At 70.6% G+C, this 26,824-nt stretch carries 22 protein-coding genes and 1 pseudogene; 9 read left to right on the top strand and 14 right to left on the bottom strand.

Annotated features, from left to right (window positions below; all coding sequences use genetic code 11):
• From WH85_RS49245 to WH85_RS50935, 6 genes and pseudogenes are all read right to left on the bottom strand, one after another.
• Nucleotides 1-411 (bottom strand): annotated as a pseudogene (locus WH85_RS49245) (hypothetical protein); the annotation flags it as partial.
• Between the two features lie 401 nt (nt 412-812).
• The gene (locus WH85_RS34725; protein WP_045746341.1) at nt 813-1,562 is read right to left on the bottom strand and encodes an HAD hydrolase-like protein; all 750 of its coding nucleotides are present in this window, start codon (nt 1,560-1,562) and stop codon (nt 813-815) included.
• A 95-nt stretch (nt 1,563-1,657) separates the two neighbouring features.
• Nucleotides 1,658-1,858: a lyase family protein gene (locus WH85_RS34720; RefSeq protein WP_245674217.1), complete on the bottom strand. Its 201-nt coding sequence runs from the start codon at nt 1,856-1,858 to the stop codon at nt 1,658-1,660.
• Nucleotides 1,859-2,003: 145 nt separating this feature from the next.
• The gene (locus WH85_RS34715; RefSeq protein WP_045746333.1) at nt 2,004-2,495 is read right to left on the bottom strand and encodes a RidA family protein; all 492 of its coding nucleotides are present in this window, start codon (nt 2,493-2,495) and stop codon (nt 2,004-2,006) included.
• Nucleotides 2,492-3,802 (bottom strand): amidohydrolase, encoded by a 1,311-nt coding sequence (locus WH85_RS34710; RefSeq protein WP_045746332.1) that lies wholly within the window; start codon nt 3,800-3,802, stop codon nt 2,492-2,494. The genes WH85_RS34715 and WH85_RS34710 overlap by 4 nt, the downstream gene beginning before the upstream one ends.
• A gap of 60 nt (nt 3,803-3,862) precedes the next feature.
• Nucleotides 3,863-4,435 (bottom strand): TetR/AcrR family transcriptional regulator, encoded by a 573-nt coding sequence (locus tag WH85_RS50935; RefSeq protein WP_063775575.1) that lies wholly within the window; start codon nt 4,433-4,435, stop codon nt 3,863-3,865.
• Nucleotides 4,436-4,572: 137 nt separating this feature from the next.
• Here WH85_RS50935 and WH85_RS34700 point away from each other — a divergent pair, with 137 nt between their 5' ends.
• Genes WH85_RS34700 through WH85_RS34670 form a run of 7 tightly spaced genes read left to right on the top strand, consistent with a single transcriptional unit; the run spans nt 4,573 to nt 11,924 of the window.
• Nucleotides 4,573-6,141: an ABC transporter substrate-binding protein gene (locus WH85_RS34700; RefSeq protein WP_169792524.1), complete on the top strand. Its 1,569-nt coding sequence runs from the start codon at nt 4,573-4,575 to the stop codon at nt 6,139-6,141.
• The gene (locus tag WH85_RS34695; RefSeq protein ID WP_045746330.1) at nt 6,138-7,790 is read left to right on the top strand and encodes an ATP-binding cassette domain-containing protein; all 1,653 of its coding nucleotides are present in this window, start codon (nt 6,138-6,140) and stop codon (nt 7,788-7,790) included. Before WH85_RS34700 ends, WH85_RS34695 begins: the two co-directional genes overlap by 4 nt.
• Entirely contained in the window at nt 7,774-8,586 is an 813-nt protein-coding gene (locus WH85_RS34690; protein WP_045746329.1) for an ABC transporter permease, read from the top strand. Before WH85_RS34695 ends, WH85_RS34690 begins: the two co-directional genes overlap by 17 nt.
• Before the next feature lies 1 nt (nt 8,587).
• Nucleotides 8,588-9,580 carry an ABC transporter permease gene (locus WH85_RS34685; RefSeq protein ID WP_045746328.1) on the top strand — a complete coding sequence of 331 codons (993 nt, stop codon included), beginning with the start codon at nt 8,588-8,590 and terminating at the stop codon, nt 9,578-9,580.
• A 19-nt stretch (nt 9,581-9,599) separates the two neighbouring features.
• Complete coding sequence (locus tag WH85_RS34680; RefSeq protein WP_211275540.1) at nt 9,600-10,229, top strand: cysteine hydrolase family protein; 630 nt, start codon at nt 9,600-9,602, stop codon at nt 10,227-10,229.
• A gap of 10 nt (nt 10,230-10,239) precedes the next feature.
• On the top strand, nt 10,240-10,809 hold the full coding sequence (locus WH85_RS53350) for a cysteine hydrolase family protein (protein ID WP_052721013.1): 570 nt from the start codon (nt 10,240-10,242) through the stop codon (nt 10,807-10,809).
• Nucleotides 10,791-11,924, top strand: a complete 1,134-nt coding sequence (locus WH85_RS34670) for an amidase family protein (RefSeq protein WP_083449475.1) — start codon at nt 10,791-10,793, stop codon at nt 11,922-11,924. The genes WH85_RS53350 and WH85_RS34670 overlap by 19 nt, the downstream gene beginning before the upstream one ends.
• A gap of 904 nt (nt 11,925-12,828) precedes the next feature.
• Here the strand turns inward: WH85_RS34670 and WH85_RS34665 are convergent.
• The 4 genes from WH85_RS34665 to WH85_RS34650 form a co-directional block, all read right to left on the bottom strand.
• Entirely contained in the window at nt 12,829-13,419 is a 591-nt protein-coding gene (locus WH85_RS34665; protein WP_052721012.1) for a DUF4232 domain-containing protein, read from the bottom strand.
• A 69-nt stretch (nt 13,420-13,488) separates the two neighbouring features.
• On the bottom strand, nt 13,489-14,256 hold the full coding sequence (locus tag WH85_RS34660) for a class I SAM-dependent methyltransferase (RefSeq protein ID WP_045746325.1): 768 nt from the start codon (nt 14,254-14,256) through the stop codon (nt 13,489-13,491).
• Nucleotides 14,257-14,296: 40 nt separating this feature from the next.
• Complete coding sequence (locus WH85_RS34655; protein ID WP_045746324.1) at nt 14,297-17,146, bottom strand: FAD-binding and (Fe-S)-binding domain-containing protein; 2,850 nt, start codon at nt 17,144-17,146, stop codon at nt 14,297-14,299.
• Entirely contained in the window at nt 17,143-18,306 is a 1,164-nt protein-coding gene (locus tag WH85_RS34650) for a pyridoxal-phosphate-dependent aminotransferase family protein (protein ID WP_045746323.1), read from the bottom strand. Before WH85_RS34650 ends, WH85_RS34655 begins: the two co-directional genes overlap by 4 nt.
• 107 nt (nt 18,307-18,413) lie before the next feature.
• Here WH85_RS34650 and WH85_RS34645 point away from each other — a divergent pair, with 107 nt between their 5' ends.
• Nucleotides 18,414-19,727 (top strand): SLC13 family permease, encoded by a 1,314-nt coding sequence (locus WH85_RS34645; protein ID WP_045746322.1) that lies wholly within the window; start codon nt 18,414-18,416, stop codon nt 19,725-19,727.
• Here WH85_RS34645 and WH85_RS34640 read toward each other — a convergent pair.
• A complete protein-coding gene (locus WH85_RS34640) occupies nt 19,690-20,262 on the bottom strand; it encodes a TetR/AcrR family transcriptional regulator (protein WP_045746321.1) in 573 nt (190 codons plus the stop codon). The two genes, WH85_RS34645 and WH85_RS34640, sit on opposite strands and share 38 nt — an antisense overlap.
• Nucleotides 20,263-20,350: 88 nt before the next feature.
• Between WH85_RS34640 and WH85_RS34635 the strand changes: the two genes are divergently transcribed.
• The gene (locus tag WH85_RS34635; protein ID WP_045746320.1) at nt 20,351-21,286 is read left to right on the top strand and encodes an LLM class F420-dependent oxidoreductase; all 936 of its coding nucleotides are present in this window, start codon (nt 20,351-20,353) and stop codon (nt 21,284-21,286) included.
• Between the two features lie 76 nt (nt 21,287-21,362).
• Here WH85_RS34635 and WH85_RS34630 read toward each other — a convergent pair whose 3' ends face one another.
• The 3 genes from WH85_RS34630 to WH85_RS34620 are packed head-to-tail and all read right to left on the bottom strand — an operon-like array spanning nt 21,363 to nt 26,792.
• On the bottom strand, nt 21,363-22,007 hold the full coding sequence (locus WH85_RS34630; protein ID WP_045746319.1) for a hypothetical protein: 645 nt from the start codon (nt 22,005-22,007) through the stop codon (nt 21,363-21,365).
• An 11-nt stretch (nt 22,008-22,018) separates the two neighbouring features.
• Entirely contained in the window at nt 22,019-24,163 is a 2,145-nt protein-coding gene (locus WH85_RS49235) for a glycoside hydrolase domain-containing protein (RefSeq protein WP_083449474.1), read from the bottom strand.
• A gap of 58 nt (nt 24,164-24,221) precedes the next feature.
• Nucleotides 24,222-26,792 (bottom strand): tetratricopeptide repeat protein, encoded by a 2,571-nt coding sequence (locus WH85_RS34620; RefSeq protein ID WP_045746318.1) that lies wholly within the window; start codon nt 26,790-26,792, stop codon nt 24,222-24,224.
• Nucleotides 26,793-26,824: the final 32 nt, after the last annotated feature.

Here is a 26,824-nt window from a genome sequence, read left to right as displayed (position 1 = left end):
GATGTCATCGCGGTTCGCGTCCGCTCGCAGTGCGGTCAGCGATTTCAGGCGGCCCAGCAGAGTCGTGGAGGATGCGGGGCATTTCAGGTCTTGAATCGCGGACAAGGTCTTCTCGAAACGCTGGATGCGGCTTTCAAGGTCCGTGCCGCTCGGCAGGATCGTATTCTTGAGCGCTACCTGCGCGTTCACCTGTGCTTGAGTGGGTGGGCAACGGCCGGGAACATTCACCCCGGTGGGGCCCACGCGGTCGGCCGTCGCATTCGGATCTCCCGGGCTGAAACCCAACGCCGGCACCAACGCGTTAATGGTACCGGCGTTGTCCTGTTCGGCGGCCTGGCTCATCCCCGTGCCGACCGCCAGAGCCGAACCGAGCAGTGCTGCGGCGGCACCTCCAATCAACAGCTTGCGCATCCGGCTGCTGCCTCCGCGTCGATACATGCACGGCTCCTCTTCGTCTCGGTACTGCTTGTGCCGAGAAATACGAGCAATGATGTGGCAGCAGTTCATGACGCAGAGCAAGCGTTCCTTAAAGCTTCTTTAAAGAAACTCCCGGGGGGTGCGAATGGCAGGCTCGCGAACCGCTGGTCACGTTGTCGGTCGAGCGCGGCGACTTCGAGGCACTGCGCGCCCGCGCTGACGCCGGCGACTCTCACACCGCCGGTCGACTCGCCGAGCGCGGTGACTGGCAACGGCTCGACTTGGACGCGGGGCTGAGCCTCGCGTCGGTCGAGTCAGCCGGTCCAGGTCGCGGGTAGCGGCTGTGGCCACGGGTGGTCGCCTGTTCGGCCGGCTTCAGGGCAGGGGTATGGCCGTTACTGAGCGGGGGCTCGGAGGAGGGCCGGCAGGTCGGCCACCGAGTCGATGGTGTGGTCGGCGACGGTGGGGAGGGCCTCGGCCTGCTGGTCGGCGTATTTGCCGGTGCGGACCTGGACCGTGCGCAGGCCCGCCGCGCGGCCGCCGGCAATGTCCGTGGTGGCGTCGTCGCCCACCACCAGGCAGTCGGCCGGTGCGAGGCCCAGGGAGCCGGCGGCCATCGTGAAGAAGTCGGTGGACGGCTTGCCCAGGACCTCAGCCTGGACGCCGGCCGCGTACTCCAGGGCTGCCACGATGGCGCCGGTGTCCAGGTGGTCGCCGTCGGCTGCCCGGTAGTAACGGCCCCGCTGCAGGGCCACCAGGGTTGCGCCCGCGCGCAGGGCTCGGAAGGCCTCGTCCAGGACGGTGTAGTTCAGGGTCGCGCTGCAATCGCCGACGATCACGTGCGTGTACGGGCCCGGGGCGGGCGCGGCGGGGAGCATGCCGGCTATCGCGGGGGCCACCAGGGTGTACGCGCGGACGCCCGGGCGGGTGCAGAGGTGCTGCGCGGCCACGGCCGGGGTGAACAACTCGTCGGCGGCGACCTTCAGGCCGTACCCGAGAAGGGTCTGTCTGATGGTCTCGGGCGTCTTGGCGTCGGTGTTCGTGAGGAAACGCAGCCGGAATCCGCCGGCGCGCAGCTCGCTGACCGCTTCGACGGCTCCGGGGATGACCGTGCCGCGGGCCTGGAGGGTGCCGTCGATGTCCATCAGGATGCCGGTGCTCACCAGCTGATCATGTGACAGGGGTGGAAGGGGCGCGGCACCGGGGAGGGGTGCCGCGACGAAGGGGTGGCGGACGGTGGTCAGAAGTGGTCGAGGTGGAGGTTCGGGCGGTGGATCTGGAGCCACGCCTCGAAGGTCTCCCTCTCCCAGATCTTGCCCATTTCGAGGGTTTGGTAGGGCGGTGGGAAGTCCCGCCGGTTCATGATCTGATACGCCCGTTGCCGGGACACGCCGAGGCACTTGCGAATCTCCCCGGCACCCATGAAGACCTGCCTTTTCATGTCCGAGACTCTAGTCTCACGTGCACCAGTCATGGGAACACCCTCGCGGGGCATGACACGTGTCTCGTCCGCGCGGTTCGGGTGGTTTGTCTACTGGCCCGGCGCCCTGACGACTATAAATACCTATATATCGATCTCATCACCCTTATGGGTGATCCACCACCTCCAGCTCGGTCCACAGCTCGAAACAGTTCTTGCGGGAGAGCGCGGACACCCCGATCGATGCCCGGCCGGCCACCCCGACGGTGGGTCCGAAGACGTCCACGAAGAGCTGCGAGGCGCCGTCCGAGACCAGGTGCAGATCCTCGAAATCCTCAGTGGTAAGCAGGAAGCACAGGTTCCGTCCCATGGCGGTCACCCGGTCCAGGCTGCCGACGGCCAGGCGGATCAGGCCGAGGGCGTTGACGGCGGTCATCCGGGCGGCCTCGCGGCCCTGCTCGACGGTGACGTCGTCGCCCAGCCGGCCGGGGTGCAGCCGGTTGCCGGCCCGGTCCTCGGGAGTGATGCCGGACAGGAGCAGCAGGTTGCCGACGCGGTGGAAGGGTTTCACCGTGCCGTAGCGGCCGCCGTAGGGCGGGTCCGCGTAGTCGGGAACGGTCAGGCCGAGTTCGCGGACACGGGCTTCGGGGCTGGTCACAGATCATCTCCGGAATAGACGGTCCGGCCGCCGACGACGGTGCGCCGGACGGTGGCGGTACGGATGGCTTCGGGATCGCAGGTGGTCGGGTCGACGGACAGGGCCACCCAGTCGGCCAGCATCCCGGCGCGCAGCATGCCGCGGTCCCGTTCGGCGAACGCGGCGTACGCGGCCCCGGTCGTGTATCCGGCCAGCGCCTCGAAACCGGTGATGGCCTGCGCGGGGGCGACGGGGTGGGGCAGGCCGCGGGCCATCCGGGTGCGCGACTTCCACATCAGGTGCCGCGGGTCGAACGGGAAGAACGGGCCGTCCGAGCCGAGCGCCACGGTCGCCCCGGCGTCCAGCCAGGACCGGATCGGATCAGCCGCGACGGCCCGCTCGCCGAGGTGTGCGATGAGTCCGTCGGCGTTGCGCCAGTGGATCGACGGCTGCAGGGAGGCGACCACGCCGAGCCGGGCGGCCAGGGCCATGCTCTCCGCGGACGGCTCCAGGTAGGCGTGGATGAGTTGCCAGCGCAGGTCGCGGATCGGGGTCTCCCGGTCGATCTCGGCGAACATCCGCAGCACCGCGGCGACCGCGCCGCCGCCGACCGCGTGCACGCCGAGCGACCAGCCGTGCCGGGCGCAGTACGACGCCAGGGCGAGGAACTCGTCGTCGGTGAGGCGTTGCAGGCCGAGGTCGCCGGAGCCGGGCGTCCACTCGGTCTCCAGCAGGGCCTGCCGTTTCATTCCTTCACCATCGAAATAGACTTTGACACCACCGATTCGTAAAAAATCGTCACCAAAGCCGGTGTGAATGCCGATGCCGGATAAATCAGACAGCGTGGCGTGCGGCATCGCGGTCACCCGCATGGTCAGCTCGTCGGCGGACCAAGCCCGCTGATAGGCGCGCATCTCGTCCGCCGTGACAGCCGGATCCACCACGCTGGTGATCCCGAGAGCGTGCAGCAGCGGCTGGATCAATCGCAGCCCGGTGGCCCGGTCGTCCGGTGTGGGTGCGGAGTCCGCCGGCCACTCGTCCAGGTCGAAGGTGCGGTCCATCTCGGCGACGAGCGCCGGGGCGTCCCAGGACGAGCCGCCGAGCGACACCACTTTGAGCCCGCCGCGCTGCATGTGCAGGTGAGCGTCGATCAGCCCGGGAACGATCACACCGTCGATCTCTTCGGCCGGGGTGTCCGGCGGGCACGCGGCCCGCACCTCGTCGACGCTGCCGACGGCGAGGATGCGGTCACCGTCGACGGCGAGGGCCGAGGCCCGGGGCGCGGCCGGGTCCATGGTGACCACCGGGGCGATCAGGAGTGAGGTCACGGAACGTCTCCCTAGGTTGGATCCACGTCAACATATAGTGGATCCCGTACCCGGGGAAGATCAGGCGCCGAGAATGCGCAGGATCGCCGTCGTCGTGTCGCGGACCGCGTCGTCGACCGTGAGCGACGGGTCCTCGTACCGGCGGAGGTTGATGCTCTCCACCACGGCGAAGACGATCCCGCTGATCCGGCGCAGGTATTCCTCGCCCGGCGGGTGGCCCAGTGCGGTGAGTACGTCGCGGATCAGGGCGGTGTACCCGGTGCGGAGGCGCTCCCGCAGTTCGTGAGCCTCGGCGAACTCCGGGCCGCGCACCTCGGGGAGCAGCCCGAGGACGGCGACCGGCCGCCGGCCGGCGAAGAGCGCGCGGATGTCGAAGTCGAGCAGGGCGACCAGCCGATCGCGGGCCGGCAGCGGTGACAGCATCAGGACGTCCGCTTGTGAGACCGCGGGCCGCAGCGTCTCGACCAGCAGTTCTAGCAATATGTCCGATTTAACCTTGAAATGCGCATAGAGTGACGGCTGCCGCACTCCAGCCCGCTCCGCGATCTCCCGCGTCGACGTCGCCGCGAAACCCTGAGCGGCGAACAACTCCGCCGCGGCCTGCAGGATCCGTTCGCGCCCCGTGGCCGCCATGGCCGATCGCCTCCTGGTCAAAGTTTCCTGCTGGAAACACCGAGTCAACATCGCCGCCTCATCCAGCGGCTTTTCTTTCGTCCACCACAGCCTATCGCTTGATAGGCAGGCGATCGGAAATCAGAAAGGTGGGTCCCGTGCTTCGCAAGACCGCCTCCGCCGCCCTGCTGACCATCTCCCTGACACTTCTCGCCGCCTGCTCCGGCGGTGGCACGCCCGGCACCTCCGCCGCTGCCGGCGACGATCTTCTCAAGCTCGCGTTTCTGGGCGGTGTCAAGACTCCCGACCCGGACACCGCCTACGACGGCCCCGAGCTGAACCTGGTGAACAGCGCCTACGAGGGCCTGGTCACCTACAAGTCCGGCCAGGACAAGGCCGAGCTGACCGCGGCCCTCGCCACGACGTGGAGCGCCGACCCGACCAACACGGTCTTCACCTTCGACCTGCGCGAAGGCGTCACCTTCCACGACGGCACGCCGTTCACCGCGGCCGCCGTGGAGAAGAGCTTCCAGCGGCGCACCGACGTCGGCGAGGGCCCGGCGTACATGGTCGGCGACGTCAAGAGCGTGGCGACGCCCAGCGACAAGCAGGTCGTCATCACCCTCGACGCGCCGAACAGCGCCTTCCTCGACCTGCTCGCCTCCCCGTTCGGCCCGAAGATCGTCAGCCCGGCGGCGATCGAGGCACACCCGTACAGCGCGGACGGCGAGAACTGGTTCGCCAGCAACGACGCGGGCACCGGGCCTTACCGGTACGGCACCTTCACGCCGGACACGTCGTACCAGCTCACGGCGTACGACGGGTACTGGGGCGCCAAGCCGGGATATCCGACCGTGGAGTTCTCGGTGGTCTCCAGCCTCTCCACGATCCAGCTCCAGCTGGAGAACGGCGAACTGGACGGGCTCGCCGGATACAGCGACAGCACGACCTTCACGGCCCTGCAGGCCAAGGAGAAGCTCAAGACGTACCAGTTCTCCAGCATGCAGACGCCGACCATGTTCCTGAACCCGAAGAGTGCCACCCTCGCCGACCAGGCCACCCGGCTCGACCTGCTGGCCGGCGTCGACTTCACCGACCTGGCGACCAAAGCCCTCGGCGCGGTCGGCAAGCCCGCGACCGGCGTCTTCCCGGCCAACCTCCTCACCGGCGCCGACGACCAGCAGAAGATCACCCACGACGGGACCAAGCTCGCGTCGCTCGCCGCCGGCTCCCTCAAGAGCAAGACCATCAAGATTGCGTACGGTGCGACGAGCGCTGATGCCAAGAACCTGAGCGACAACCTCGCCGCCGTGCTGAACGCCGCCGGAATCACGGCGCAGAGCACCGGCTACGCCCTGGGCACCTACTTCCCCGAACTGGAGAAGGGCGCGGCCGGCCCGGACATCACGTTCTTCGCCGGATTCCCGGACACCGCACACCCGGACGCCTGGGCCACCGTGTTCTACACCCCGAAGGGCGGCCTGGACCTGTTCGGCGCCGAGGTGCCCGGCCTGTCCGACACCCTGGGCAAGGCCCGCGAAACCGGCGACCAGCAGTTGTACGCCCAGGTCGCGTCCCAGGTCAGCGAGTCCGGCTGGTGGTACACCGTCGCCACCAGTCTCGGCACCGCGGTCTTCGCCGACGACGTCGCCGGTGTCGAACAGTCCTACCACCCGGTGATCACCGGTGTGCTGAACCTGGCCGTCCTGCACCCGGCCGGAGCATGAGCAAGCCCCACGCCGGGGTTCTCGAGGTGGCCGGACTCAGCATCCGGTACACCTCGCGGACCCCGGCGGTGCTCGCCGTCGACGACGTGTCGCTGACCGTCGCACCCGGACAGTGCGTGGGCCTGGTCGGCGAATCGGGGTCGGGCAAGAGCACGATCGGCGCCGCCGTCCAGGGTCTGCTCACCCGGGAGACGCACGTGGAGGCGGACGGCACGGTACGCGTGGACGGCGTCGACCTGGACGTCACCGCGGAAGCCGGCTGGGACGGCGTCCGGGGCCACCGGGTGACCACGGTCTTCCAGGACCCGATGTCGTCGCTGGACCCGACGATGACCGTCGGCCGGATGCTGACCCGCGTCACCGGCAGCAAGCAGGAGAGTCTGCGCTGGCTGGAGGCGGTGGAGATCCGCGATCCGGGGACCGTGCTCCGCGCGTACCCTCATCAGCTCTCCGGCGGCATGCGGCAGCGCGTGATGATCGCGCTGGCCCTGGCCCGCGGGCCGGCACTGCTCGTCGCGGACGAGCCCACCACCGCGCTCGACGTCAGCGTCCAGGCGCAGATCCTGCGCCTGCTGACCCGCGAACGCGAGCGCCTGGGCTGCGGTGTCCTGTTCATCACCCACGACCTCGGCGTGGCCCGGGCGATGTGCGACGAGGTGGCCGTGATGCGGCACGGCCGACTGGTGGAACGCGGACCGGCCGCGACCGTCTTCGGCGCACCGGCCGAGCCCTACACGCAGCGGCTGGTCGCCTCCCGGCTGACGCTGTCCACCGACCGGCAGCGACCGATCGGGCTGCCCGACCCGACCGTGCTCACCGCGATGCGCGAGACCGGAGCCGCGCCGGACGACCTGGAACACCGCTGGGAACGGGGCGACCTGCACTGGTCGTCCTTCACCCGGGAACGCACCGAGGTCCGGGGCGGCCACACCCTGGAGCTGGCCGGGGTCACCAAGAGCTTCCGCACCGGCGGCCTGTTCGGCGCGGCCCACAAGACCGTGCTCACCGGCGTCGACCTGCGGGTCGCCCGGCACCAGAGCGTGGCGCTGGTCGGGGAGTCCGGCTCCGGCAAGTCCACCATCCTGCGCATCGTCGCCGGGCTGGAGACGGCCGACGCCGGTGACGTCTACGTGGACCGCACCCAGGGAGCCGGCGTGCAGGTCGTCTTCCAGGACGCGGGCGCGTCGCTGACCCCGTGGCGCACCGTCGGGCAGCTGCTCGCCGAACGCCTCGAAGATCTTCCCAAGAAGGAGAGAGATCAGCGGGTACGCCTCGCGCTGGAACGGGTCGCCCTCGACCCCGCGCTGGCCGGCTCCCGGCCCGGCCAGCTCTCCGGCGGACAGCGGCAACGCGTCGCCATCGCACGGGCCATCGTGGTGCCACCGGCACTGCTGCTCTGCGACGAACCGACCAGCGCGCTCGACGTGTCGGTGGCCTGCTCGGTGCTGAACCTGCTCAACCTGCTGCGCCACGAACTCGGCCTGTCGATCCTGTTCGTCACCCACGACCTGGCCGCCGCCCGGATCATCGCCGACCGGGTCGACGTGATCAGCGACGGGACGATCGTCGAACAGGTGCCGGCCGCCTCGATGAGCACCGACATGACCAGCGAATACGGGCGGAGGTTGCTCGATGCCGTCCTGGCTTAGACGCGGCGAGACCCTGGCGGTGGTGATGCTGTCCGTGGTGCTGGTCGCCGCGCTGATCGGGCCGCTGCTCTCGCCGTACTCCTCGATCATCCCGTCCGGGGCGCCGCACCTGCCGCCGCTGTCGGCCGGGCACCTGTTCGGCACCGACGAACTCGGCCTGGACATCGCCACCCGCATCCTCGAGGGCACCCGCACCAGCCTGCTCACCGCCCTGGTCGTCACGGTGATCGCGGCCGTGGCCGGCATGCTGATCGGCACCCTCGCCGGATTCGTCGGCGGCGTCCTGGACACCGTGCTCATGCGGGTCACCGACCTGTTCCTGGCACTGCCCGCCACCATCGTCGCGATGGCCGTCGCCGCCGGCCTGGGCACCGGCCTGACCAGCTCGATGATCGCCATCACGGTGGTGTGGTGGCCGCTCTACGCCCGGCTGGTCCGCGGCGAGGTCCGCCGCACCGCCCGGGCCCTGCACGTCGAGGCGGCCCGGATGAGCGGCACCCGCGGCACCCGCCTGGTGCTGCGGCACGTCCTGCCGAGCGTGCTGCCGACCGTCGCGGTCACCGCCAGCCTGGACATCGGCGGGGTGATCGTCACCGTCGCGGCCCTGTCGTTCGTCGGCCTCGGCGCGCCCGCCCCGGCCCCGGAACTGGGCCTGATGGCGTCGGCCGGCCTGCAGTACGTGGTCAACTCCTGGTGGATCCCGGTGCTCCCCGGACTGGCCGTCGGACTGCTCTCGCTGCTGTTCAACTATGCCGGCGACGGTCTGCGGGCCGTCCTGCGCGGTAAGGGAGCCTGACATGCTGCGCTTCACCGTCCGCCGGATCGCCTCCCTGATCGTCGTCCTGTTCGCGCTGCTCGTGCTGGTCTTCCTGATCAGCCGGTACGGCGGTGACCCGGTCCGCGGCTACCTGGGCGCGAACGCCTCCGCCGACGCGGTCGCCGCGATGCGCACCCGGCTCGGCCTGGACCAGCCGATCTGGGTGCAGTTCGCCGACTACCTGTCCCGGCTGGCCCGGCTCGACCTCGGCACCAGCCTGGCCACCCGCCGCCCGGTCGCCGCCGAACTGGCCCAGCGCATCCCGGCCACCGCCGAACTCGCGCTGTGGACCGTGTTCTTCTCGGTGCTGATCGGCATCCTGCTGGCCCGGGTCTACACGCTGAAGAGCCGGTTCTCCGGGGTGCTGCGACTGATCCTGTTCAGCGCGGCCAGCGCCCCGGCATTCCTGATCGCCACCGGCGGCGTGCTGATCTTCTTCGTCCAGCTGCACTGGCTGCCGGTCTCCGGGCGTACCGGATACGGCCCGAGCACCGGACTGTCCGGCATGTACGTGCTCGACGGCCTGCTCACCGGGAATCTTCCGTACGCGATGGATGCTCTGCGGCATCTGATCCTGCCCGCCCTGGCCGCCAGCCTCGGCCCCGGCGTCGCCCTGGCCCGGGTCCTCGCCGACGGCCTCAGCACCAGCCTGCGGTCGGCGTACGCCCGGACCGCCCGTTCCCTCGGCGAGACCGAGTCGGCGGTGCTCCGGCGGCACGGGCTGCGCAACGCGGCCAGCCCGGCACTCAGCCTGCTCGGCGTCCAGGTCGGCATGATGCTGTCCAGCCTGGTGGTGGTCGAACAGATCTTCTCCTGGAACGGCCTCGGTCAGTTCCTGGTCCGCGCGATCGGCGGCGCCGACACCGCCACGGTCGCCACGATCAGCCTGCTGCTCGGCGCCTTCTACGTCGTGGTCAACGCACTCGTCGACATCGCGCTGGCGGTCGTCGATCCCCGCGTCCGTCTCTCCTAAGGGGTCTCTCCTCATGCCCGTGCAGGTCACCGATATCACCCCGAACGAGGAGCTGAAGCCGGTCGGCAACGTCGTCCTGGTGGTCGTCGACATCCAGGGCGGCGGCAACGCCAACCCGTTCATGCCCAGCAAACCCGAGCAGACCTGGATGCCCGGCCGGGCCGAACGCAACGCCAAAGCCGTCGAGATGGTCACCGCGTTCCGGGCCGCCGAAGTCCCGGTCGTCTTCATCCAGGAGGTGCACAAGCCGTCACTCGTCGACATCGGCCGTGAACTGGACGGCAACGAGGGTCCGCACTGCATCGAGGGCGACCCGCGGACCGCACTGCACCCCGGGCTGGAGCCCCGCCCGGAGGAGTACCTGATCCAGAAGCGCCGCTACTCCGCGTTCTTCGGCACCGAACTCGACATCGTGCTGCGCGGATACAAGGCCGAGACGGTGATCCTGATCGGCGGGATGACCGACGTGTGCATCCACTACACCGCCCTCGACGCGCATCAGTACGACTACCACTTCCGTACGGTGTCCGACATGGTGGTCGGCTCCGGGCAGGAGCTGCACGACGCGGCCCTGCGGGCGATGAAGTACCTCCAGCGCGACGGGCTGGTCTCCAGCGCCGCCGTGCACGCCTGGCTCACGAGCCTCTGAAGGGACAGCGGTGAACATCGAAGGAAAGACCGCACTGCTCGTCGTCGACTTCCAGGGCGGGCCGCTGACCGGTGCCGACCCGGTCTACGCCAAGGACCAGCTCGGCAAGGCGATCACCATGGTCGACGCGTGCCGGGCCAAGGGCGTACCCGTCATCTGGGTTCAGGAAGTGCACAAGCCGCACCTGATCGACATCGGTCGCGAGCTGGACGGATCCGAGGGGCCGCACTGCATCGAGGGGGAGCCGAGCACCTCATTGGCGCATGGGCTCACCCCGCTTCCCGAGGAGTTCCACATCCGCAAACGGCGGTACTCGTCGTTCTTCGGCACCGAACTCGACATCGTGCTGCGCGCCTACGACGTGGACAGCCTGATCATGATCGGCGGGTTCACGGACATCTGCATCCTGTACACCTCGGTCGACGCGCACCAGCGCGACCTGTTCATCAACGTGGTCACCGACGTGGTCAGCGGGTCGTCGCAGCAGGCCCACGACGACGCCCTCAAGATGGTGCACTACCTGCAGCACAAGTCGCTGGTGACCAGCGACGAGGTCGGTGCGTGGCTGACCACGGTGTGACCGGCCGCGTCGAGGCGGCACTGGCCGCCGCCGCCCGCCTGGACCCGGTGCTGCACTTCGCCGAGAGCCTCGACCCGGCGGGCGCCCGCGCGGCGGCCCGGCGGGTCGACCCGGACGCGCCGCTCGCCGGGTTGCCGTTCCTGATCAAATCCGGTACTCGGCCGGACGCCCCGATCGTGACCCGCCTGGTCGCAGCCGGTGCGGTTCCGATCGGGGTCTCGACCCGCAACCGGCCCGGCACCGACTCGCAGACGCACGGCTGGAACGGCCGGGACTTCACCCGCAACCCGTGGGATCTCTCCCGATCACCGGGCGGATCGTCGGCGGGCGCCGCCGCAGCGGTCGCGGCCGGAGTCGTGCCCCTGGCGACCGGCGGAGACAGTGGGGGATCGCTGCGGATCCCGGCGGCCTTCTGCGGCGTTGCGGGATTCAAGGGTACGGCCGGACGGGTCCCGCGCCGGGGTCGGACGCTCACCGGTCTGGCCGTCCCCGGCCTGATCGGCGCCGACCTGGACCTCGTGGTGGCGGCGACCTCGCTGGTCAGCGGCCCGGACCGGCACGACCCGGCAGCCCTGCCACGCTGGCCCGTCCCGGCGTCCGAGTGTGATCAGCCGTGGCGGGTGGCGTTCCTGACCAGTTTCGGTCGTGGGACGGCTGACCCGGCGACGGCGGCGGTGGTCCGGTCCCGACTGGGCGATCTCTCGGTCGTCGAGGTGCCGCTGGAGCTGGCGCCGCCGGACGACGCGTGGGATACGATGGCGGCCCTCGACGCCGGGCGCGGCGCCACCGATGCGCAGGTCCGGCACGCGCTCGACCTGCGGCGACAGGCCGACCTGGCCCTGGCCGACGTGTTCGCTCAGGTCGACGCGATCGTCACACCGACGACGCTGGGGGTGGCGCACCCGTACGACGGCCCGGTGGCCGGCGACTTCGTCGGCGACCTGTGCTGGGACTTCAACATCACCGGGCATCCGGCGGTGAGCGTCCCGGCCGGGCTGGTCGACGGCCTGCCCGTCGGCCTGCAGGTGGTGGCCCCACACGGCCGCGACGACGTGGCCGTCACCATCGCCCGCCGCGTGCGCGCGCCCTTGCCTCCCCCGCCGTTCCACGCGTGACTCGTCGTTCTGCGCCTGACTTGTCGCTCTGCGCGTGACTCGTCGTTCCGCGCGTGACTCGTCATTCCGTGCCTGACTCGTAGTTCCGACGCCCGTGTTCCCGCCTCATGCGCTGGTCCACGGTTGACTTCGGGGTCCGCCGCGCGGGTCTCTGTTTCGTTCGCCGGTCCACGCCTGTCCTCGCGGTTCGCCGTGGGGCCGCTGTCTCCTCCGTTCACCGGTCCACATCCGCTGCGCCGCGCGCCTCTTCCCAGGGTCTCGCCGTACCGGTGTGGTCCAGCCGTTCGCCACGGTGCCGCCTCCGGTCAAGGTCAACGCGAGTCACGTGGCGTCCCGGCCACCCCGGCCGTCGTCCACGGCTCTCCCACGACGCTGGACAACCGTCATCGACGGCTGGTGGTAGCCCAGCCGTCGGTCACGGCTGCTTCCGCTTCGAAAACGGACCGTAGAGGACGGCTGAGGGCTGCCCAGCCGTGCTCCACGGCTGTTTTCGACTTGTGGTTGAGCCGTGGGCGACGGCTGGGGGTTGGTCGGCCGTGCTCCACGGCTGTTATCGGTCTTCCGGACAGCCGCGGAGGACGGCTCGGTCGGCTGGGCCGTCCTCCACGGCTGACTGGGAGGCGTTGTTCAGCCATCAGGGACGGCTCGGGGGGTGCCAGCCGTCGGTTGTGGTCGGTTTCTGCTCGTGGTTGAGCCGCTGCCGACAGCGGGCACCCTCGAGCCGTCGTCTACGGCTGACCAGGAGACGTGACTCGAGCGGTAGCGATGGCAGTACCGGGGCCGGCCGTCGTGTACGGCTTGACGCCACGCCGAGAAGAGGACCAGCCCTCACCCACGAAGGCGAGATAGGAGGGGCGCGGAACGCGAGATCGGAGGTTGATGCCGTTGTCTGTCGACGAGACGATCATGACGAGGGGCTCGTGCTGTCGGCTTCCCAACGGGTGACGCCGAGCCGTCCGGTGCTGCCCAGGTCGAACGGGTGGTCCGGGGTGACGGTCTGGAACGGGCGGCCCTCCTGCGGGGACACCGACACGGAGTCCACGTTCACCGACTCGAGGCCGGCCTCGTAGGTGTTGCGCCACGCCACCGCGGCGCTCGCCATCTGGCCGGGGGCGAGCACCACCTCACTGTCCGGGATGTCGAGCTGTTCCAGGCCGGTGGAGATCTCGGTGACGCCGGGCAGCACCGTCACGTCGAGCACGGCTCGGTCCGCGTCGAGGGGCCGCAGCTCGGGGTAGCCGCCGACCCGGTAGGTCTGCGAACCGCAGTTCGTCAGTGTCAGCCGGACGACCCGCAGCCCCATCGCCGCGTCTCCGTCGGTGAACCGCATCCGGACCCCGGACGGCGGGCAGGTCGGCAGCACGGTCGGGGAGACCAGCCCGGGGACCGGGGACACCGACGGCGGCCCGGGCCAGGTCTGCGGGGTCGTGCCGGGCGCCGCGCAGGCACCCAGCACCAGAACGACCGGCAGGACGGTCAGCAGTCGACGGATCATCGCCGGTCATCCTGCCAGCACCCCGCAACCGGAGAGCCGGCCATCCTGCAACCGGAAAAGAAAGTCAGGTCAGACCGCACGGGCCGTGATGTGCGACCACGTCTGGGTGAACCAGAGCTCCCCGTCGACCAGCAGCGGCCGCATCCCGGTCGGCTCTCCACCGTCCAGTTCGGCGCGCAGTTCCGCCTCGATGCCGGCGCCCACGTCCGCCGGGGTCCGGGACTGGTCGAGCCACACCCGCAGCGGCCGTTCCACCTCGAACACCTCGGAGGCCACCAGGGCCGCCCCGGCCACCACCATCGCCTGCTCGATCTCGGCGACGGTACGCATCGCGCCGTGCGACGGGTCGCGCAGTCGTTCCATCCGGTCCGGGTCGCCGCGCAGTCCCGGTGTCCGCACCAGGTCGGCGACCACGAGCCGGCCGCCCGGACGGCACACCCGGACCATCTCGGCCAGCACCGTCTCCGGTTCGGTCACCTGATGCATCGAGAACCGGGTGACGACCAGCGAGAACGAGCCGCCGACGAAGGGCAGCCGGGCGGCGTCGCCCTCCTGGAAGACGACGTTGCGCAGGTGCGCGGCGTCGGCGCTCGCCTTGCCGGTGGCCAGCATCTCCGGTGTCAGGTCGAGGGCGGTGACGTGCCGGGCCCGGCCGGCGAGGGCCCGGGCGACCATCCCGGTGCCGCAGGCGACGTCCAGGCACACGTCGTCGGCGGTGGGTGCGGCGAAGTCGACGAGCCGGTCGAGGTGCCGGGTGAAGGCATCGTTGAGGCGGCTGTCCTCGAAGGTTCCGGCCTGCCGGGCGAACTCCCGCCGGATGAGATCACGGTGCGACATCGACAAATCCTTCCCGAAAACGGCGGACTCCGCCGTTCTGTCACCGTTTCGAGGAACGAGAACCAGGATCCACAGAACAGGCCTCGAGGAGCAACTCGAGGGGGTGCCGGGCCACCCGTTCGGTGCCGTGCCGGATCTGCTGCCGGCAGGAGAAGCCGGTGGCCGCCACGATCGTGGATGCGGGCTCGTTCCGGACGGCCGGCAGGAGGCGGCTCTCGGCGATGGTCATCGACAGGTCGTAGTGCTCCGACTCGTACCCGAAGGATCCGGCCATGCCGCAACATCCGGCGTCGACCTCGACCACCTCCGCGCCGGGGATCCGGCGCAGCAGTGCCAGGGTCGCGGCGGTGCCCACCTCGGCCTTCTGGTGGCAGTGTCCGTGGTAGAGGATGCGCCGCCCGGCGAACCGGCCGGTGAGCGGGAGGTCGGCGTCGAGCAGGATCTCCTCGATCTGCCGGACCCGGCCGGCGACACCGGGTACGCGGGGGTCGTCGGGGAGCAGCTGCCGGTGTTCGTCACGCAGGGTGAGAACGCAGGACGGTTCGCATCCGACGATCGGCGACGACGATCCGGCCAGCCGGGTGACGAGCGCCGCGGCCCGGCGCCGGGCGTCGTCGAGCAGGCCCTTGGAGTAGCTCGCGCGCCCGCAGCAGCCGCCGCTCTCCAGCCGCACCCGCCAGCCCGCCGCGGTGAGGAGGGTGACGGCGGCCTGTCCGGCGGACGGTTCGGTCCAGGTGGTGAACGAGTCGGCGAGCAGGATGATCTCCGGGCCGGGTGGCCGGTGAACGTGACGGAACCAGCGGATCAGGTCGGTGCGGGCGAACCGCGGCAACGGCCGGGCCGCGGTGATGCCCAGCCGGCGGTCGAGGAGCCGGCGCAGCGGGGCCGACCGGGTGAGGAGGTTGGCGAGCGGGGCGGTGGCCGCGCCGAGGCGGTTCACCGTGCGGATGGCACCGAACAGGCGCGACCGGAGCGGGACGCCGTGGGTGTCGTGCCGGGCGGCCAGGGTCTCGGCCTTCAGGGCGGCCATGTCGACGCCGAGCGGGCATTCGCTCTTGCAGGCCTTGCACATCAGGCACAGGTCGAGGATCCCGTGCAGGCGGTCGTCGCTCAGCCCGGCCCGGGGGTCGGCTTCGGAGAGGGCTTTGACCAGGGCGTTCGCCCGGCCGCGGGTGGAGTGTTCCTCGTCGCGGGTGGCCATGTAGGACGGGCACATCACGCCGGTGGCGTCCTTGCGGCACAGCCCGATGTTCATGCACCGGTCCGCCGTGTCCCGCATGCCGCCGACGACCGTGAAGTCCAGGCGGGTGCGTATCGGTGGTGCGGGTGGGAGGGCCGCGTCGCGGAGGTGGTCGGTCATCGGCGGTGCGTCCACGATCTTTCCGGGATTCATCAAGCCGTGCGGATCGAAGATCTCCTTCACGGTACGCAGCGCGGCATAGAGTTCGTCGCCGAAGATCTCCCGGTTGAACTCGCTGCGTGCCAGACCGTCGCCGTGTTCGCTGGAGTTGACGCCGCCGTACGCGACGACCAGGTCCTTGATCTCCTCGGCCACCGCCCGCATCGCCCGGCGGTGCTCGGGGCGGCGGACGTCCACGAACGGGCGGATGTGCAGGCAGCCCACCGAGCAGTGGCCGTAGAAACCGGCGTGCAGCCCGTGCCGGTCCAGCACCTTCTGGAAGTCCCGGGTGTAGTCGGCCAGGCGGGCCGGGTCGACGGCGGTGTCCTCGACGAAGGCCAGCGGGCGCAGCGTTCCGGTGCTCGCCGCCATCAGCAGGCCCAGGCTCGCCGCCCGGACCTTGAGCAGGCCGGCCTGCTGGGCCGGGGTCTCGGCGCGCACGGTGTGATATCCGTGTCCGTGGCGCTTCCACCGTGCGGTCAGCCGGTCCAGCCGTCCGCGCAGCTCACGCTCGTCGTCGCCGGCGAACGAGACGAACAGCAGGGCCGCCGGGTCGCCGGCCAGGAGCTGTCCCAGGCCGGCGTACTCGATCTTCCGGCGGGACAGGTCGAGGATGGTGCGGTCCATCATCTCCACCGCGGACGGTTCGCCGGCGAGGGCGTCGCCGGTGGCCTCGACGGCGCCGAGCACCGACGTGAAGTGCCCGACGGCGATCATCGTGTGCCGGGGCCGGGGGACCAGGTCGACGAGGGCCTCGGTGACGGTGACCAGGGTGCCCTCCGAGCCGACGACGAACCGGGCCAGGTCGAACCCCGGGCCGGCGGCCAGCCGGTCCAGGGGGTATCCGCAGGCCCGTCGCCAGTACGGCGGGAAACCGGCGAGCACTTCCGGGGTGAGCAGACCGGGGAGTCGCCGGTAGATCTCGCTCTCCACGGTCCCGGACCGGGGCGCGTCGCGGCGGTCTGATCCGAAACGGGCGTGGGTGCCGTCGGAGAGGACCACCGCGAGTTCCCGGACGTGGTCGATGGTCATCCCGTGCCGGACCGAACCGCTGCCCGCGGAGTTGTTGCCGATCATGCCGCCGAGGGTGGCGCGGTTGCTGGTCGAGGTGTCCGGCCCGAACATCAGGCCGTGCGCGGCGGCGGCCCGGTTCAGCTGGTCCTGCACGACGCCGGGCTGCACCCGGGCGGTCCGCGCCTCCGGGTCGATCGCGACGATCTCGTGCAGGTGCCGGGACAGGTCCAGGACCAGGCCCGATCCGACGGTCTGGCCGGCCAGGCTGGTGCCGGCGCCGCGCGCGACGATCGGCACGCCGTGCCGTCCGGCGATCGTGACCGCGGCGGCGACGTCGTCCGCGTCCCGGGGGAAGGCCACGCCGCGGGGTTCGATCGCGTACATGCTGGCGTCCCGCGAGTAGAGGTGCCGGGTGTACGCGTCGAACCCGGTCCGGCCGCCGAGCGCCCCGGTCAGCTCGTGCTCGAAATCGGTCACGGGCGTTGCAGCCTTTCCAGGGCGGCGGTGATCCCGGACGGGTCGGCCGGGACGCCGGCGGCGATCAGGCCCATCTGCACGCCGGACAGGGTCCCGGCCAGCATCAGGTCGTTGAAGTCGCCGAGATGGCCGATGCGGAACACCCGGCCGGCCAGCCTGCCGAGTCCCCCGCCGAGCGACATGTTCCAGCGTTCCAGCACGGTGGCCCGGATCTTGTCGGCGTCGTGGCCGTCGGGCACCACGACGGCGGTCAGCGATCCGGAGAACTCCCGCTCGTCGCGGCACAGCACCTCGAGACCCCAGCGTCGTACGGCCAGCCGCGTCGCCTCGGCATGCCGCTGGTGCCGGGCCCACACCTGCGGCAGCCCCTCCTCGGTCAGCATGGCGAGGGCCTCCCGCAGCCCGTACAGCAGATGGGTGGCCGGGGTGTACGGGAACAGGCCGTTGCGGTTCGCCTCGATGATCGGCTGCCAGTCCCAGAACGACCGGGCCAGCCGGGCGGTCCGCGACGCGTCCCGGGCTTTGGCGCTGATCGCGTTGAAGCTCAGCCCGGGTGGCAGCATCAGGCCCTTCTGCGAGCCGGCGACGGTGACGTCGACACCCCAGTCGTCGTGCCGGTACTCGATCGAGGCCAGCGACGAGACGGTGTCGACCATCAGCAGCGCCGGATGCCCGGCGGCGTCGATCGCGGCGCGGATCTCCGGGATCCGGCTGGTCACGCCGGTGGACGTCTCGTTGTGGACGACGAGCACCGCTTTGACGGTGTGCCCGGGGTCGGCGGCGAGACGGTCGGTGACCTGCGCCGGGTCCACGCCGTGCCGCCAGTCGCCGGGGACGACGTCGGCCTCGAGTCCGAGACGGATCGCCATCTCCCGCCACAGGCCGGCGAAGTGCCCGGTCTCGAAGCAGAGCACCCGGTCGCCGGGGGAGAGGGTGTTGACCAGGGCGGCCTCCCACGCGCCGGTGCCGGAGGCGGGGTAGACGACGACCGGTTCGGTGGTGCCGAAGACCGGCCGCAGGCCTTCCAGGATCTCCGCGGTGAGCTGGGCGAATCGTGGTCCGCGGTGGTCGATGGTGGGCGCGGCCATGGCGCGCAGCACCCGGTCGGGGGTGTTCGTGGGTCCCGGTATCTGCAGGAAATGACGACCGGCAGCACTCATGGAGCCAGCGTAAACGATATTGAAGTTGATCAATTGTCAAGTATTGACCACGCTCTGTGGCGAAGACCATAGTTGTTCCGGCTGAAGACCCCATTCCGGAGGCTTCGATGTCGGTAGAAATCGTCTCGATCGTCGTCCTCGCCGTCATCTTCCTGATCGCCACGGTGCGCCCGGTCAACCTGGGTGCGCTGGCCATCGTCGCCGCGTTCGTCCTCGGCGTCACCGCCCTGCCGGGAGCGGATCCGGACGAGAGGACCGACGCCGTCCTGGACGGCTTCCCCGGCGAACTGTTCGTCATCCTCGTCGGAGTCACGTACCTGTTCGCCATCGCGACCGCCAACGGCACCGTCGACTGGCTGGTCCAGGCCGCGATCCGCGCGGTCCGCGGCCGGGTCGGCCTGATTCCGTGGATCATGTTCCTGGTCACCGCGGCCCTGACCGCCATGGGCGCGGTCGTGCCGGCCTCGGTGGCGATCATCGCCCCGATCGGGATGGGCTTCGCCGTCCGCTACCGGATCAACCCGCTGATGATGGGCCTGCTGATCATCAACGGGGCCAGTGCCGGTGGATTCTCGCCGATCAGCATCTTCGGCGGCATCACCAACGGCGTGGTGGAGAAGGCCGGCCTGCCCGGTGACCCGATGCTGCTGTTCGCCGCCTCGTTCGTGGTCAACCTGGCGATCAGCGTGGTGGCCTACTTCGTCTGGGGCGGCCGCGAACTACTGGGACGCCGAGATGACGGTGCTGCGGAACGTACCCCCGAAGAGGAGGAGGGCGCCGAGCCGGAGGGGACGGGCGCCGAGCCGGAGGAGGCGGCCGGCCTGGACCGTGACCGGATCCTGACCCTGGTCGGCCTGGTGGCGCTGGCGGTGACCGCGCTCTTCTTCGACCTCAACGTGGGACTCGTGGCGATCACCGTGGCGGTGGTCCTGACCCTGCTGGCGCCGGAGGCGGCCAAGGGCGCGGTCGGTCATGTGGCGTGGCCGACCGTGCTCCTGGTGTGCGGCATCGTGCTCTACGTCGGGGTGATGCAGACCCTCGGCACGATCGACTGGCTCGGCGAGGAGGTGGCCACCGTCGGCGCGCCCCTGGTCGCGGCACTGGTCATCTGTTTCATCGGGGCGTCGGTGTCGGCGTTCGCGTCGACCACCGGGATCCTGGGCGCGCTGATCCCGCTGGCGGTGCCCTTCCTGACCGGGACGAACGCGGTCGGGGCGGTCGGGCTGATCACCGCGCTGGCGCTGTCGTCGTCGATCGTCGACTCGAGTCCGTTCTCGACCAGCGGCGCGCTGACCGTCGCGAACACCCCGGAGGACCGCCGCGAGTACGTCTACCGGGGCCTGATGCGCTGGGGGTTCGGCATGGTGGTGATCATCCCGATCGTCACCTGGCTGATCCTCGTGGTTCCCGGCCGGCTGTGATCAGAGCGGCGGCGGCCGTCGTGGCGCGGTCGGCGAGGCTGTCGACCGTGCCGTCGCCGTGAACGTAGAAGCCCTCGGCGAGCAGCGACGTGTAACCGTGCGCGACTGCCAGGACCGACTCCATCAGGGCGACCGCCTGCTGACGGGTCTCGACGCCGGTGTCCAGGGCGAGCTCCATCAGGGTCGCCATCAGGGCGCGGGTGTGCTCCCGGCGCTCCTCGTCGGGAAGGTCGCGCAGTTCGGCGGCGTAGATGACCGGGATGCCGGCGCCGGTCCGGACCACGTAGCGGACGTACGTTCCGGCCGCGTCGGCGAGGTCGCCGGTGATCGCCGCGTTCAGCTCCCGGGCGGCGACGGCCGAGACCGCGCCGAGCAGGTGCGCCCGGTCGGGAAAATGGCGGTAGGGGGCGGCTGAGCTGACGCCCAGGCGCCGGGCCGCCGCGGCGACCGAGAAGCGTTGCAGGCCGCTCTCGGCCAGAAGCTCGAAACTGGCTGCGATCAACGCCGAACGTAGATCACCATGGTGGTAGCCCATTTCCGGCTCCTTGCTTGCCGATCGGTAAGAGGGCTCTTACATTAGCAAGTGATAGCCCACTTACATTGCGGCGCTTAACGGAGGCACAGTGAGCATCCGGCTCGGGTACCAGATTCCGAACTACACCTACCCCGGCGTCCCGGTCGAGCAGACCTTCGACACGGTCGCCGCGCAGGCCCGCGAGGCCGAGGCGTCCGGCTTCGACACGGTCCTGGTGATGGACCACTTCTACCAGCTGCCCGGGATCGGGGCGCCGGAGAACGCCATGCTGGAGTCGTACACGACCCTCGGCGCCCTGGCCTCGCTGACCTCGACGATCCAGCTGTCGACGCTGGTCACCGGCAACACGTACCGCAACCCGGCGCTGCTGGCCAAGACGGTCACCACGCTCGACGTGGTCTCGCACGGCCGGGCCGTCCTCGGCATCGGCGCCGGCTGGTTCGAACGCGAACACCACGACCTGGGCTTCGAGTTCGGCACGTTCGGCCAGCGCTTCGAACGCCTCGAGGAGGCGCTCACCATCATCACCCCGATGCTCAAGGGTGAGGCGTCGGCCTTCGAGGGCAAGTGGTACACCACCCGCGGAGCCATGAACAACCCGCGGGTACGCCCCACCATCCCGGTCATGCTGGGCGGCAGCGGCGAGCAGAAGACGTTCCGGCTGGCGGCCCGCTTCGCCGACCACATGAACATCATCTGCGACCTGGACGACCTGGCCCGCAAGGTGGGCGTGCTGCGCCAGCGCTGCGAGGAGATCGGCCGCGACCCGTCGACCCTGGCCACCAGCTTCCTGATCATGGGCATGGTGGGCGAGGACGAGAAGGAGGCCAGGGAACTCGCCGGGACCATCCCCGAGGATCGGCGCAACCGGGCCTTCGCCGGCACCCCCGACCAGGTCGCCGAGATGGTCCAGGAACGGGTGCTGGGCGCCGGCATCGACGGCATCACCATCAACCTGGTCCGTAACGGTCACCGCCCCGGCATGGTGAGTGCGGTCGGCACGGCCCTGAAGAAGCTCGTCTGATCCCGATGTGACGCGGATGCCCACCGCTGACGAGGCGGCGGGCATCCGGCGTTCCACCGACCGTCCGGCTCGACCGTCAGCGCGGCCGGGGAAGGGCGCGGGCCCGGGAGCGGCGCGCGGGAGTGGCCGGATCGGCGACCGTACCGGCGGTCTGGGCGCGGGTCTCGATCTGGCCGTTGCCCGTGGCCAGACGTTCGGCGATGGCCCGGAGGGTCTTCTCACCCGGGGGTACGCCGATGGCGAAGTGCGAGGCCTTGGCCGGTAACAGATCGCCGCCCCAGACGACCGTTCCCGCGCAGTCCAGCAGGATGTCGCGGACGATCGCCTCGTGGTGCGGCCAGAGGGTCTCGCTGCCGGCCAGCGGGTACGCGGTCGGATGCAGGGCCAGCGCGGTGCCGGAGAGGTGGTTCGACTCGAAATCGGCACCGGCCGTGACGGTGGTGAGGTGGCCGATCACGCCGCCGCCCTCCCCGGAGTCGAGCGGGGCGATCTCGTAGTGCCAGCGGCGGGCGACGTGCAGCAGGACCGCGGCGACGTCCCCGGTGCGGATCGCTACCGAGGCCGCCGAACCGGCGATCCGGTGCGTGCTGACGGCACGCGGATCGATGCGCCAGCCGTTGGCTGACTTCGTCGGAGCCGCCGCGGCGGCGGGTGAGACCGCGCCGAGGGTGGCGAGGCCGGCACCGGCGGCGGTGCCGAGCAGGATGCGTCGGGTGACCATGATGTTTCCCCCTACTCCGCGACCAGGCGGGAGACGCCGGGATCGCCGTTGTCGCGCCACACGTCGTGGTCCAGTCCCCAGCCGGCCTGGAAGTCGTACTCGCGGATCTGGTTGAACGACCAGTTCTCCGGCAGCGGGAAACCGAGGTTGCCGGAGTAGCCCCAGGACATCCCGGAGACCAGGGACCACTTCGCCCCGACCTCGCGAGTGATCCGGATGCACACGTTGCGGGACCCGTAGACGCCGAACGTGTACCGGCCGCCGCGGTCCGCGAACGCCTGCCGGACACCCTCGAAGTACGGCTTGATGCTGCTGTCGATGTCGACGTCCAGGGCGTCGTAGTCGACCGCGTAGTAGACGCAGGTCCCGGCCGGGATGCGGTGCTCGACGGCCTTGTCGTGGCCCTTCAGGCCCTGGGCGTACCCCTTGTCGTAGGTGAAGTTCGCCAGGACCGTGCCGTTGTACTGGAAGATCGGGAAGAAGCGCATCCCGGCCGCCAGGATGGTCGCCGGTTCGCCGGTTTTGAGGGCCTTCCCCAGGTAGTACGGGTCGTCGGCGGGCAGGTGCTCGTCGAGGTACCGGCCGACGATCCGGTAGCCCTTGGCCAGCAGCGCCTGCGCCCGTGCTGTGGTGATCTCGGTGATGCCGTCACAGCCGCTCGCCGGGCGCTCGGTGTCACCGGACGAGACCAGCAGCTGCGCCCAGGTGGCGTAATCGTTGCGCATCGTGGTGGGCAGCTGCGAGAACTTCTGGAAGGCGAGCAGCCAGTCGAGGTGGCTCTGGGTCTCCGCGTCGAACCGCAGATCCTCCGGGTCGTACGCCTTGAAGGGGTCCGGCACCGGCGAGTTGAACAGGCACGCCGCGCGGAACAGGTAGCGCAGGTCACCGGTGAGCGCCTGGGAACCCTTGCCCTTGAGCGCGGTCTGGGTGGCCGGGCCGAAGTAGCCGTTGATGCCGGCCGGCGAGAGGCCGAGTTCGTACTGGACGGCCATCATGAAGCCGGACTGCACGTCCCGGGAGTAGATGCCGTCGCAGGGGACCAGGCTCATCGCCGGGATGCCGACCTGGGCGACGTAGCGCGCGTTGAGCCGTTGCTGGATGCCGCGGATGGCGCTGCTGCCGCCCGGCACCTGCTTGAACTGGTCCATCCGCATCAGCGACCGGGCGACGTGCGGCCACATCGCCCGGTTCGATATCGACAGGCCGGCGTCGGTGTAGAGCTTCAGCAGGGCGTCGTCCGACTCGGCGTTCCACAGGCCGATGTCGCGGGAGGTCCAGTACCCCTTGGCCCACAGCGCCGCGTTGACCAGTCCCTGGATCCGGGGGTTGGTCTCCTCCCGGGGCAGCTTGTTGCGGTTCGCGACGGCGGCGAACGTGCCGGGCCCGAAGTTCTGCACGGTGGGGGAGATGCCGAGTTCGTGCTGCAGGCCCTGAGTCAGCGACAGCACGGTCGGCCATCCGGTGTATCCGGACTCCACCACCTCGATGTAGCCCGGAGCGACACCCTTGTAGGTCCTGTTGACCCATTTCTGGGCCTCGTAGACGTACCGGTCGCCGGGACCGCGCCAGGAGGAGTTCGGATCGATCGTCGAACCCGGGCGGGCGTACATGCTCAGGGCGCCGGGGCACTCGGTGGCGTACTCGTGCGAATGCGGAAGGATCATGCTGCCCGCCGGGGCGGGCGCGGCGTTGCGCAGGTGATCGATCAGGTCGCGGTAGGACCGCAGCATGGCGACGGTCGGGTCGTCCGACGAGCGCAGCAGACCACAGATCGAGTAGAAGCCCTCGTTCCGGCCGATCTCGCCGACCTTGCCGGCGTGGTTGGCCTCCCCGCGGATGTAGCCGCGCCCTTCGTAGACGTTGCCGTGCGGGCAGATCAGGAAGTTGTAGGCGATGTCGAGATCGAACTTCTCCTCGTCCTGCCAGTGGTCCTCGTAGACCGAGGCGATGTCGGCGAGGCAGTCCTCCTCCGTGTCGTATCCACCTTTGACGATCGGCAGGTCGCCGCCGCGGTGATGGATGAACACCCCGCCGAGGGACGGGTTCCAGCTGCGGTTGGTGTTCCAGCTGGGCGGGGCAGCGGCATGACCCGGTGACCGTTCCCGTCCTGCGGCGTAGGGCGCCCAGGTGCTTCTGGGCAGGATGGTCACGGCCATGCTTCTGTTCCCCCGTTTTCCGTCGGTACGGAAAGGCTCTTCCGCCGGTACGGAAAGGCTAGGGAGAACCGTCGATGGATGGCGGGATCCCGAATGAATCCGAACGCGGGTCCCCAGCGTCCAGGGCGTCGAGCAGGGCGCGGACCTCGGTGGCCTCAGGGAGGCCGGCGTACAGGGCCAGGGCGTGGCGCAGGTGCCGGGCGGCGGCGAGCTGGTCGCCGAGGTGCTGGTGGGCGCGGCCCAGACCGGTGTGGGCGCGGGCCTGCTGTTCCCGGATGCCGATCTCGCCGGCGATCTCCTCGGCCTCGGTGTGGTGGTCGAGCGCGGTCGCGTGCCGGCCGGCGGCCTGGGCGGCCTCGCCCAGGCCGTTGAGGGCCCAGACGGTCAGCTGCCGTTCGCCGCTCTCCCGGAACATGTCCAGGGCCTGCCGGTGGTACGCGGTGGCCCGGCCGGGGTGGCCGCGTCGGGTCTCCACCGTGCCGAGACCGTCCAGGGCGTCGGCCTCGCCGAGGCGGTTGCCGATGTCGCGGAACACGGCGATGGCCTGCTCGAAATAGGCGACGGCCCGGTCGTGCCGGCCGGCCTTGACGTCGACGTGACCGAGACTGACCAGGGCGGCACCCTCGCCGACCCGGAGGCCGACCCGGGCGAACAGGGCCATCGCCTCGTGGTAGCTCTCCCGGGCCGGGTCGTGGCGGCCCAGCAGCCGGTGCAGGTCGCCCAGGTAACCGAGGGCGCGGGCCTGGCCCCTCAGGTCGTCGGCCCGGCGGGCCAGCTCCAGGGCGTGGCGGTGGTGGGGTTCGCCGGCGGTGAAGTCACCGGACCGTTCCATGATCGAACCCAGCAGGTTCAGCGAGCGGCACTCGCCGCCGGTGTCGCCGGCCTGCCGGAACAGTTCGCACGCCTGGCGCAGGTGGGCGGCCGCGTCGGCGTAGCGGCCGAGACGCTGGGCGGCCTCGGCCAGGTCGGCGAGCGCGTGCCCCTGGCCGGCGAGGTCACCCTGGTTGCGGGCGGCGCGGTACGCGTGCTCGTGCAGCGTCACCGCGTCGCCGTTGTGGGCGCCGTTGAGGAACTGGTAGAGGGCCCGGGACATCCGCAGGGTGTGCTCCGGCCAGCCGTGGTCGGCGGTGTACGCGGCCACCGCGAGCAGGTTGGCCCGTTCCGCGTCCAGCCAGTTCAGCGCGGACTTGGGGTCGTCCATGGCGGGCACCTCGCCGGCGTGCGGAACCGGGCCGGCATCGGTCGGGAACAGCAGCTCCGCGGCGGTCATCAGGGCGGCGAGGTAGTGGTCGAACAGGCGGGTCAGGGCGGCCCGGCGGTCGGCGGGGCGGTCCTCGTCACGGGACCTTGCGGCGGCGTACGCGCGGAGCAGGTCGTGGAACGTGAACCGGTCGACGGAATCCTCCAGCACCAGGTGATCGGTGCTCAGCCGGCGCAGGGCGGTGCGGGTCGCGGCCACGTCCAGGCCGGCCAGCGCGGCGGCGGTATGCGCCCCCAGTTCCTGGCCCGGGTGCAGCGACAGTAGCCGCAGGAGCCGCTGCAGATCCGGGGCGAGGTCCCGGTACGACAGGTCGAGGGCGAGCGCGACGCCGCTGTCCAGGTGACCGGTGCGATGGTGCTCGTCGAGGCGGTCGGCGTGGTCGGTGAGAGTCCAGGCGGGACGCGTACGCAGATGGCCGGAGACCAGGCCCAGCGCTAGCGGGAGACGACCGCAGCGCTCGGCGATCCGCCCGGCCGCGTCCGGATCGTCACCGGGGGCGGCGTCCGGTGCGGAGCGGGTCAGGAAGTCCCGGGCCTCGGCCGGGGTGAACGCGCCGACGGTGACCCGGCCGCCGGGCAGACCGGTGAGCCGCCGCCGGCTGGTGATCAGAACCGTGCAGCCCGGCCGGTCGGGCAGCAGCGGGCGGACCTGGCCGGTGTCGGCCGCGTTGTCCAGGACGATCAGCGCGCGTACGCCGTCGAGGAGCCGGCGGAAGGCGGCGGTGCGGTCGTGCAGCGCGGCCGGGATCCGCGGTCCAGACATGCCGAGTACGCGCAGGAAGCCGTCCAGCACCGCGGCCGGGTCCGCGGGCGGCTGGGCCGGATCGGGGTGGAAGCCGCGCAGGTTGACGACGAGCACCCGGTCGAAGCGACGTTCGTGGTGCAGCAGGTGGGCGGCGTGCAGGGCCAGCTGGGTCTTGCCGACGCCGGCCATCCCCTCGACGGTCGCCGTGCCGCCGTCCAGCACCTCGCGCAGCCGGTCCAGTTCGGCGTCGCGGCCGGTGAACTCGGCCAGGTCCGGGGGCAGCGAGTCCTGGACGCGGACCAGCCCGGCGGCCCGGGCTCGCCCGTCGGCGGCCTGCAGCGCGAGCCGCCACCGCTCCGCGTAGCCGGGGTCGGGGTTCAGTGCCTGGACCACCGACATCACCAGGTCGGTGTTGAGGCGGCGCCGGCCGGGGCGGAAGACGTCCACCACGGTGGTCTTGCCGGCCAGTTCGCCGGCCGGGCGGCCGGCTCCGGTCCAGGCGGCGTTGACCCGTTCGGTGATCGTCACGTAGGAGGGGTTGCCCGCCCACATCTTCAACAGCCGCAGCCGTTCGACCAGCTCGTCGAGGCTGCCGGCCGTCTCCGGGTCGGGCAGGCTGCGCATCGGCTCAGCCTAGATCATGGGCGCGCGCATCT

Origin of the sequence: Actinoplanes rectilineatus (assembly GCF_000962825.1) — a bacterium.
GTDB classification, from domain to species: Bacteria; Actinomycetota; Actinomycetes; order Mycobacteriales; family Micromonosporaceae; genus Actinoplanes; species Actinoplanes rectilineatus.
Note: the sequence above shows the minus strand (reverse complement) of the source record. Positions and strands in the feature narration are given on the sequence as shown.

What these genes read in the sequence shown, in the direction of transcription:
- WH85_RS34690 (WP_045746329.1), top strand. Translation starts at nt 7,774, where the DNA reads ATGCCGTCCTGGCTTAGACGCGGCGAGACCCTGGCGGTGGTGATGCTG.
- WH85_RS34725 (WP_045746341.1), bottom strand. Translation starts at nt 1,562, where the DNA reads ATGGACATCGACGGCACCCTCCAGGCCCGCGGCACGGTCATCCCCGGA.
- WH85_RS50935 (WP_063775575.1), bottom strand. Translation starts at nt 4,435, where the DNA reads ATGGCGGCCACGGGGCGCGAACGGATCCTGCAGGCCGCGGCGGAGTTG.
- WH85_RS34660 (WP_045746325.1), bottom strand. Translation starts at nt 14,256, where the DNA reads ATGTCGCACCGTGATCTCATCCGGCGGGAGTTCGCCCGGCAGGCCGGA.
- WH85_RS34645 (WP_045746322.1), top strand. Translation starts at nt 18,414, where the DNA reads ATGTCGGTAGAAATCGTCTCGATCGTCGTCCTCGCCGTCATCTTCCTG.
- WH85_RS34620 (WP_045746318.1), bottom strand. Translation starts at nt 26,792, where the DNA reads ATGCGCAGCCTGCCCGACCCGGAGACGGCCGGCAGCCTCGACGAGCTG.
- WH85_RS34720 (WP_245674217.1), bottom strand. Translation starts at nt 1,858, where the DNA reads ATGAAAAGGCAGGTCTTCATGGGTGCCGGGGAGATTCGCAAGTGCCTC.
- WH85_RS34665 (WP_052721012.1), bottom strand. Translation starts at nt 13,419, where the DNA reads ATGATCCGTCGACTGCTGACCGTCCTGCCGGTCGTTCTGGTGCTGGGT.
- WH85_RS34630 (WP_045746319.1), bottom strand. Translation starts at nt 22,007, where the DNA reads ATGGTCACCCGACGCATCCTGCTCGGCACCGCCGCCGGTGCCGGCCTC.
- WH85_RS49235 (WP_083449474.1), bottom strand. Translation starts at nt 24,163, where the DNA reads ATGGCCGTGACCATCCTGCCCAGAAGCACCTGGGCGCCCTACGCCGCA.
- WH85_RS34695 (WP_045746330.1), top strand. Translation starts at nt 6,138, where the DNA reads ATGAGCAAGCCCCACGCCGGGGTTCTCGAGGTGGCCGGACTCAGCATC.
- WH85_RS34650 (WP_045746323.1), bottom strand. Translation starts at nt 18,306, where the DNA reads ATGAGTGCTGCCGGTCGTCATTTCCTGCAGATACCGGGACCCACGAAC.
- WH85_RS34685 (WP_045746328.1), top strand. Translation starts at nt 8,588, where the DNA reads ATGCTGCGCTTCACCGTCCGCCGGATCGCCTCCCTGATCGTCGTCCTG.
- WH85_RS34640 (WP_045746321.1), bottom strand. Translation starts at nt 20,262, where the DNA reads ATGGGCTACCACCATGGTGATCTACGTTCGGCGTTGATCGCAGCCAGT.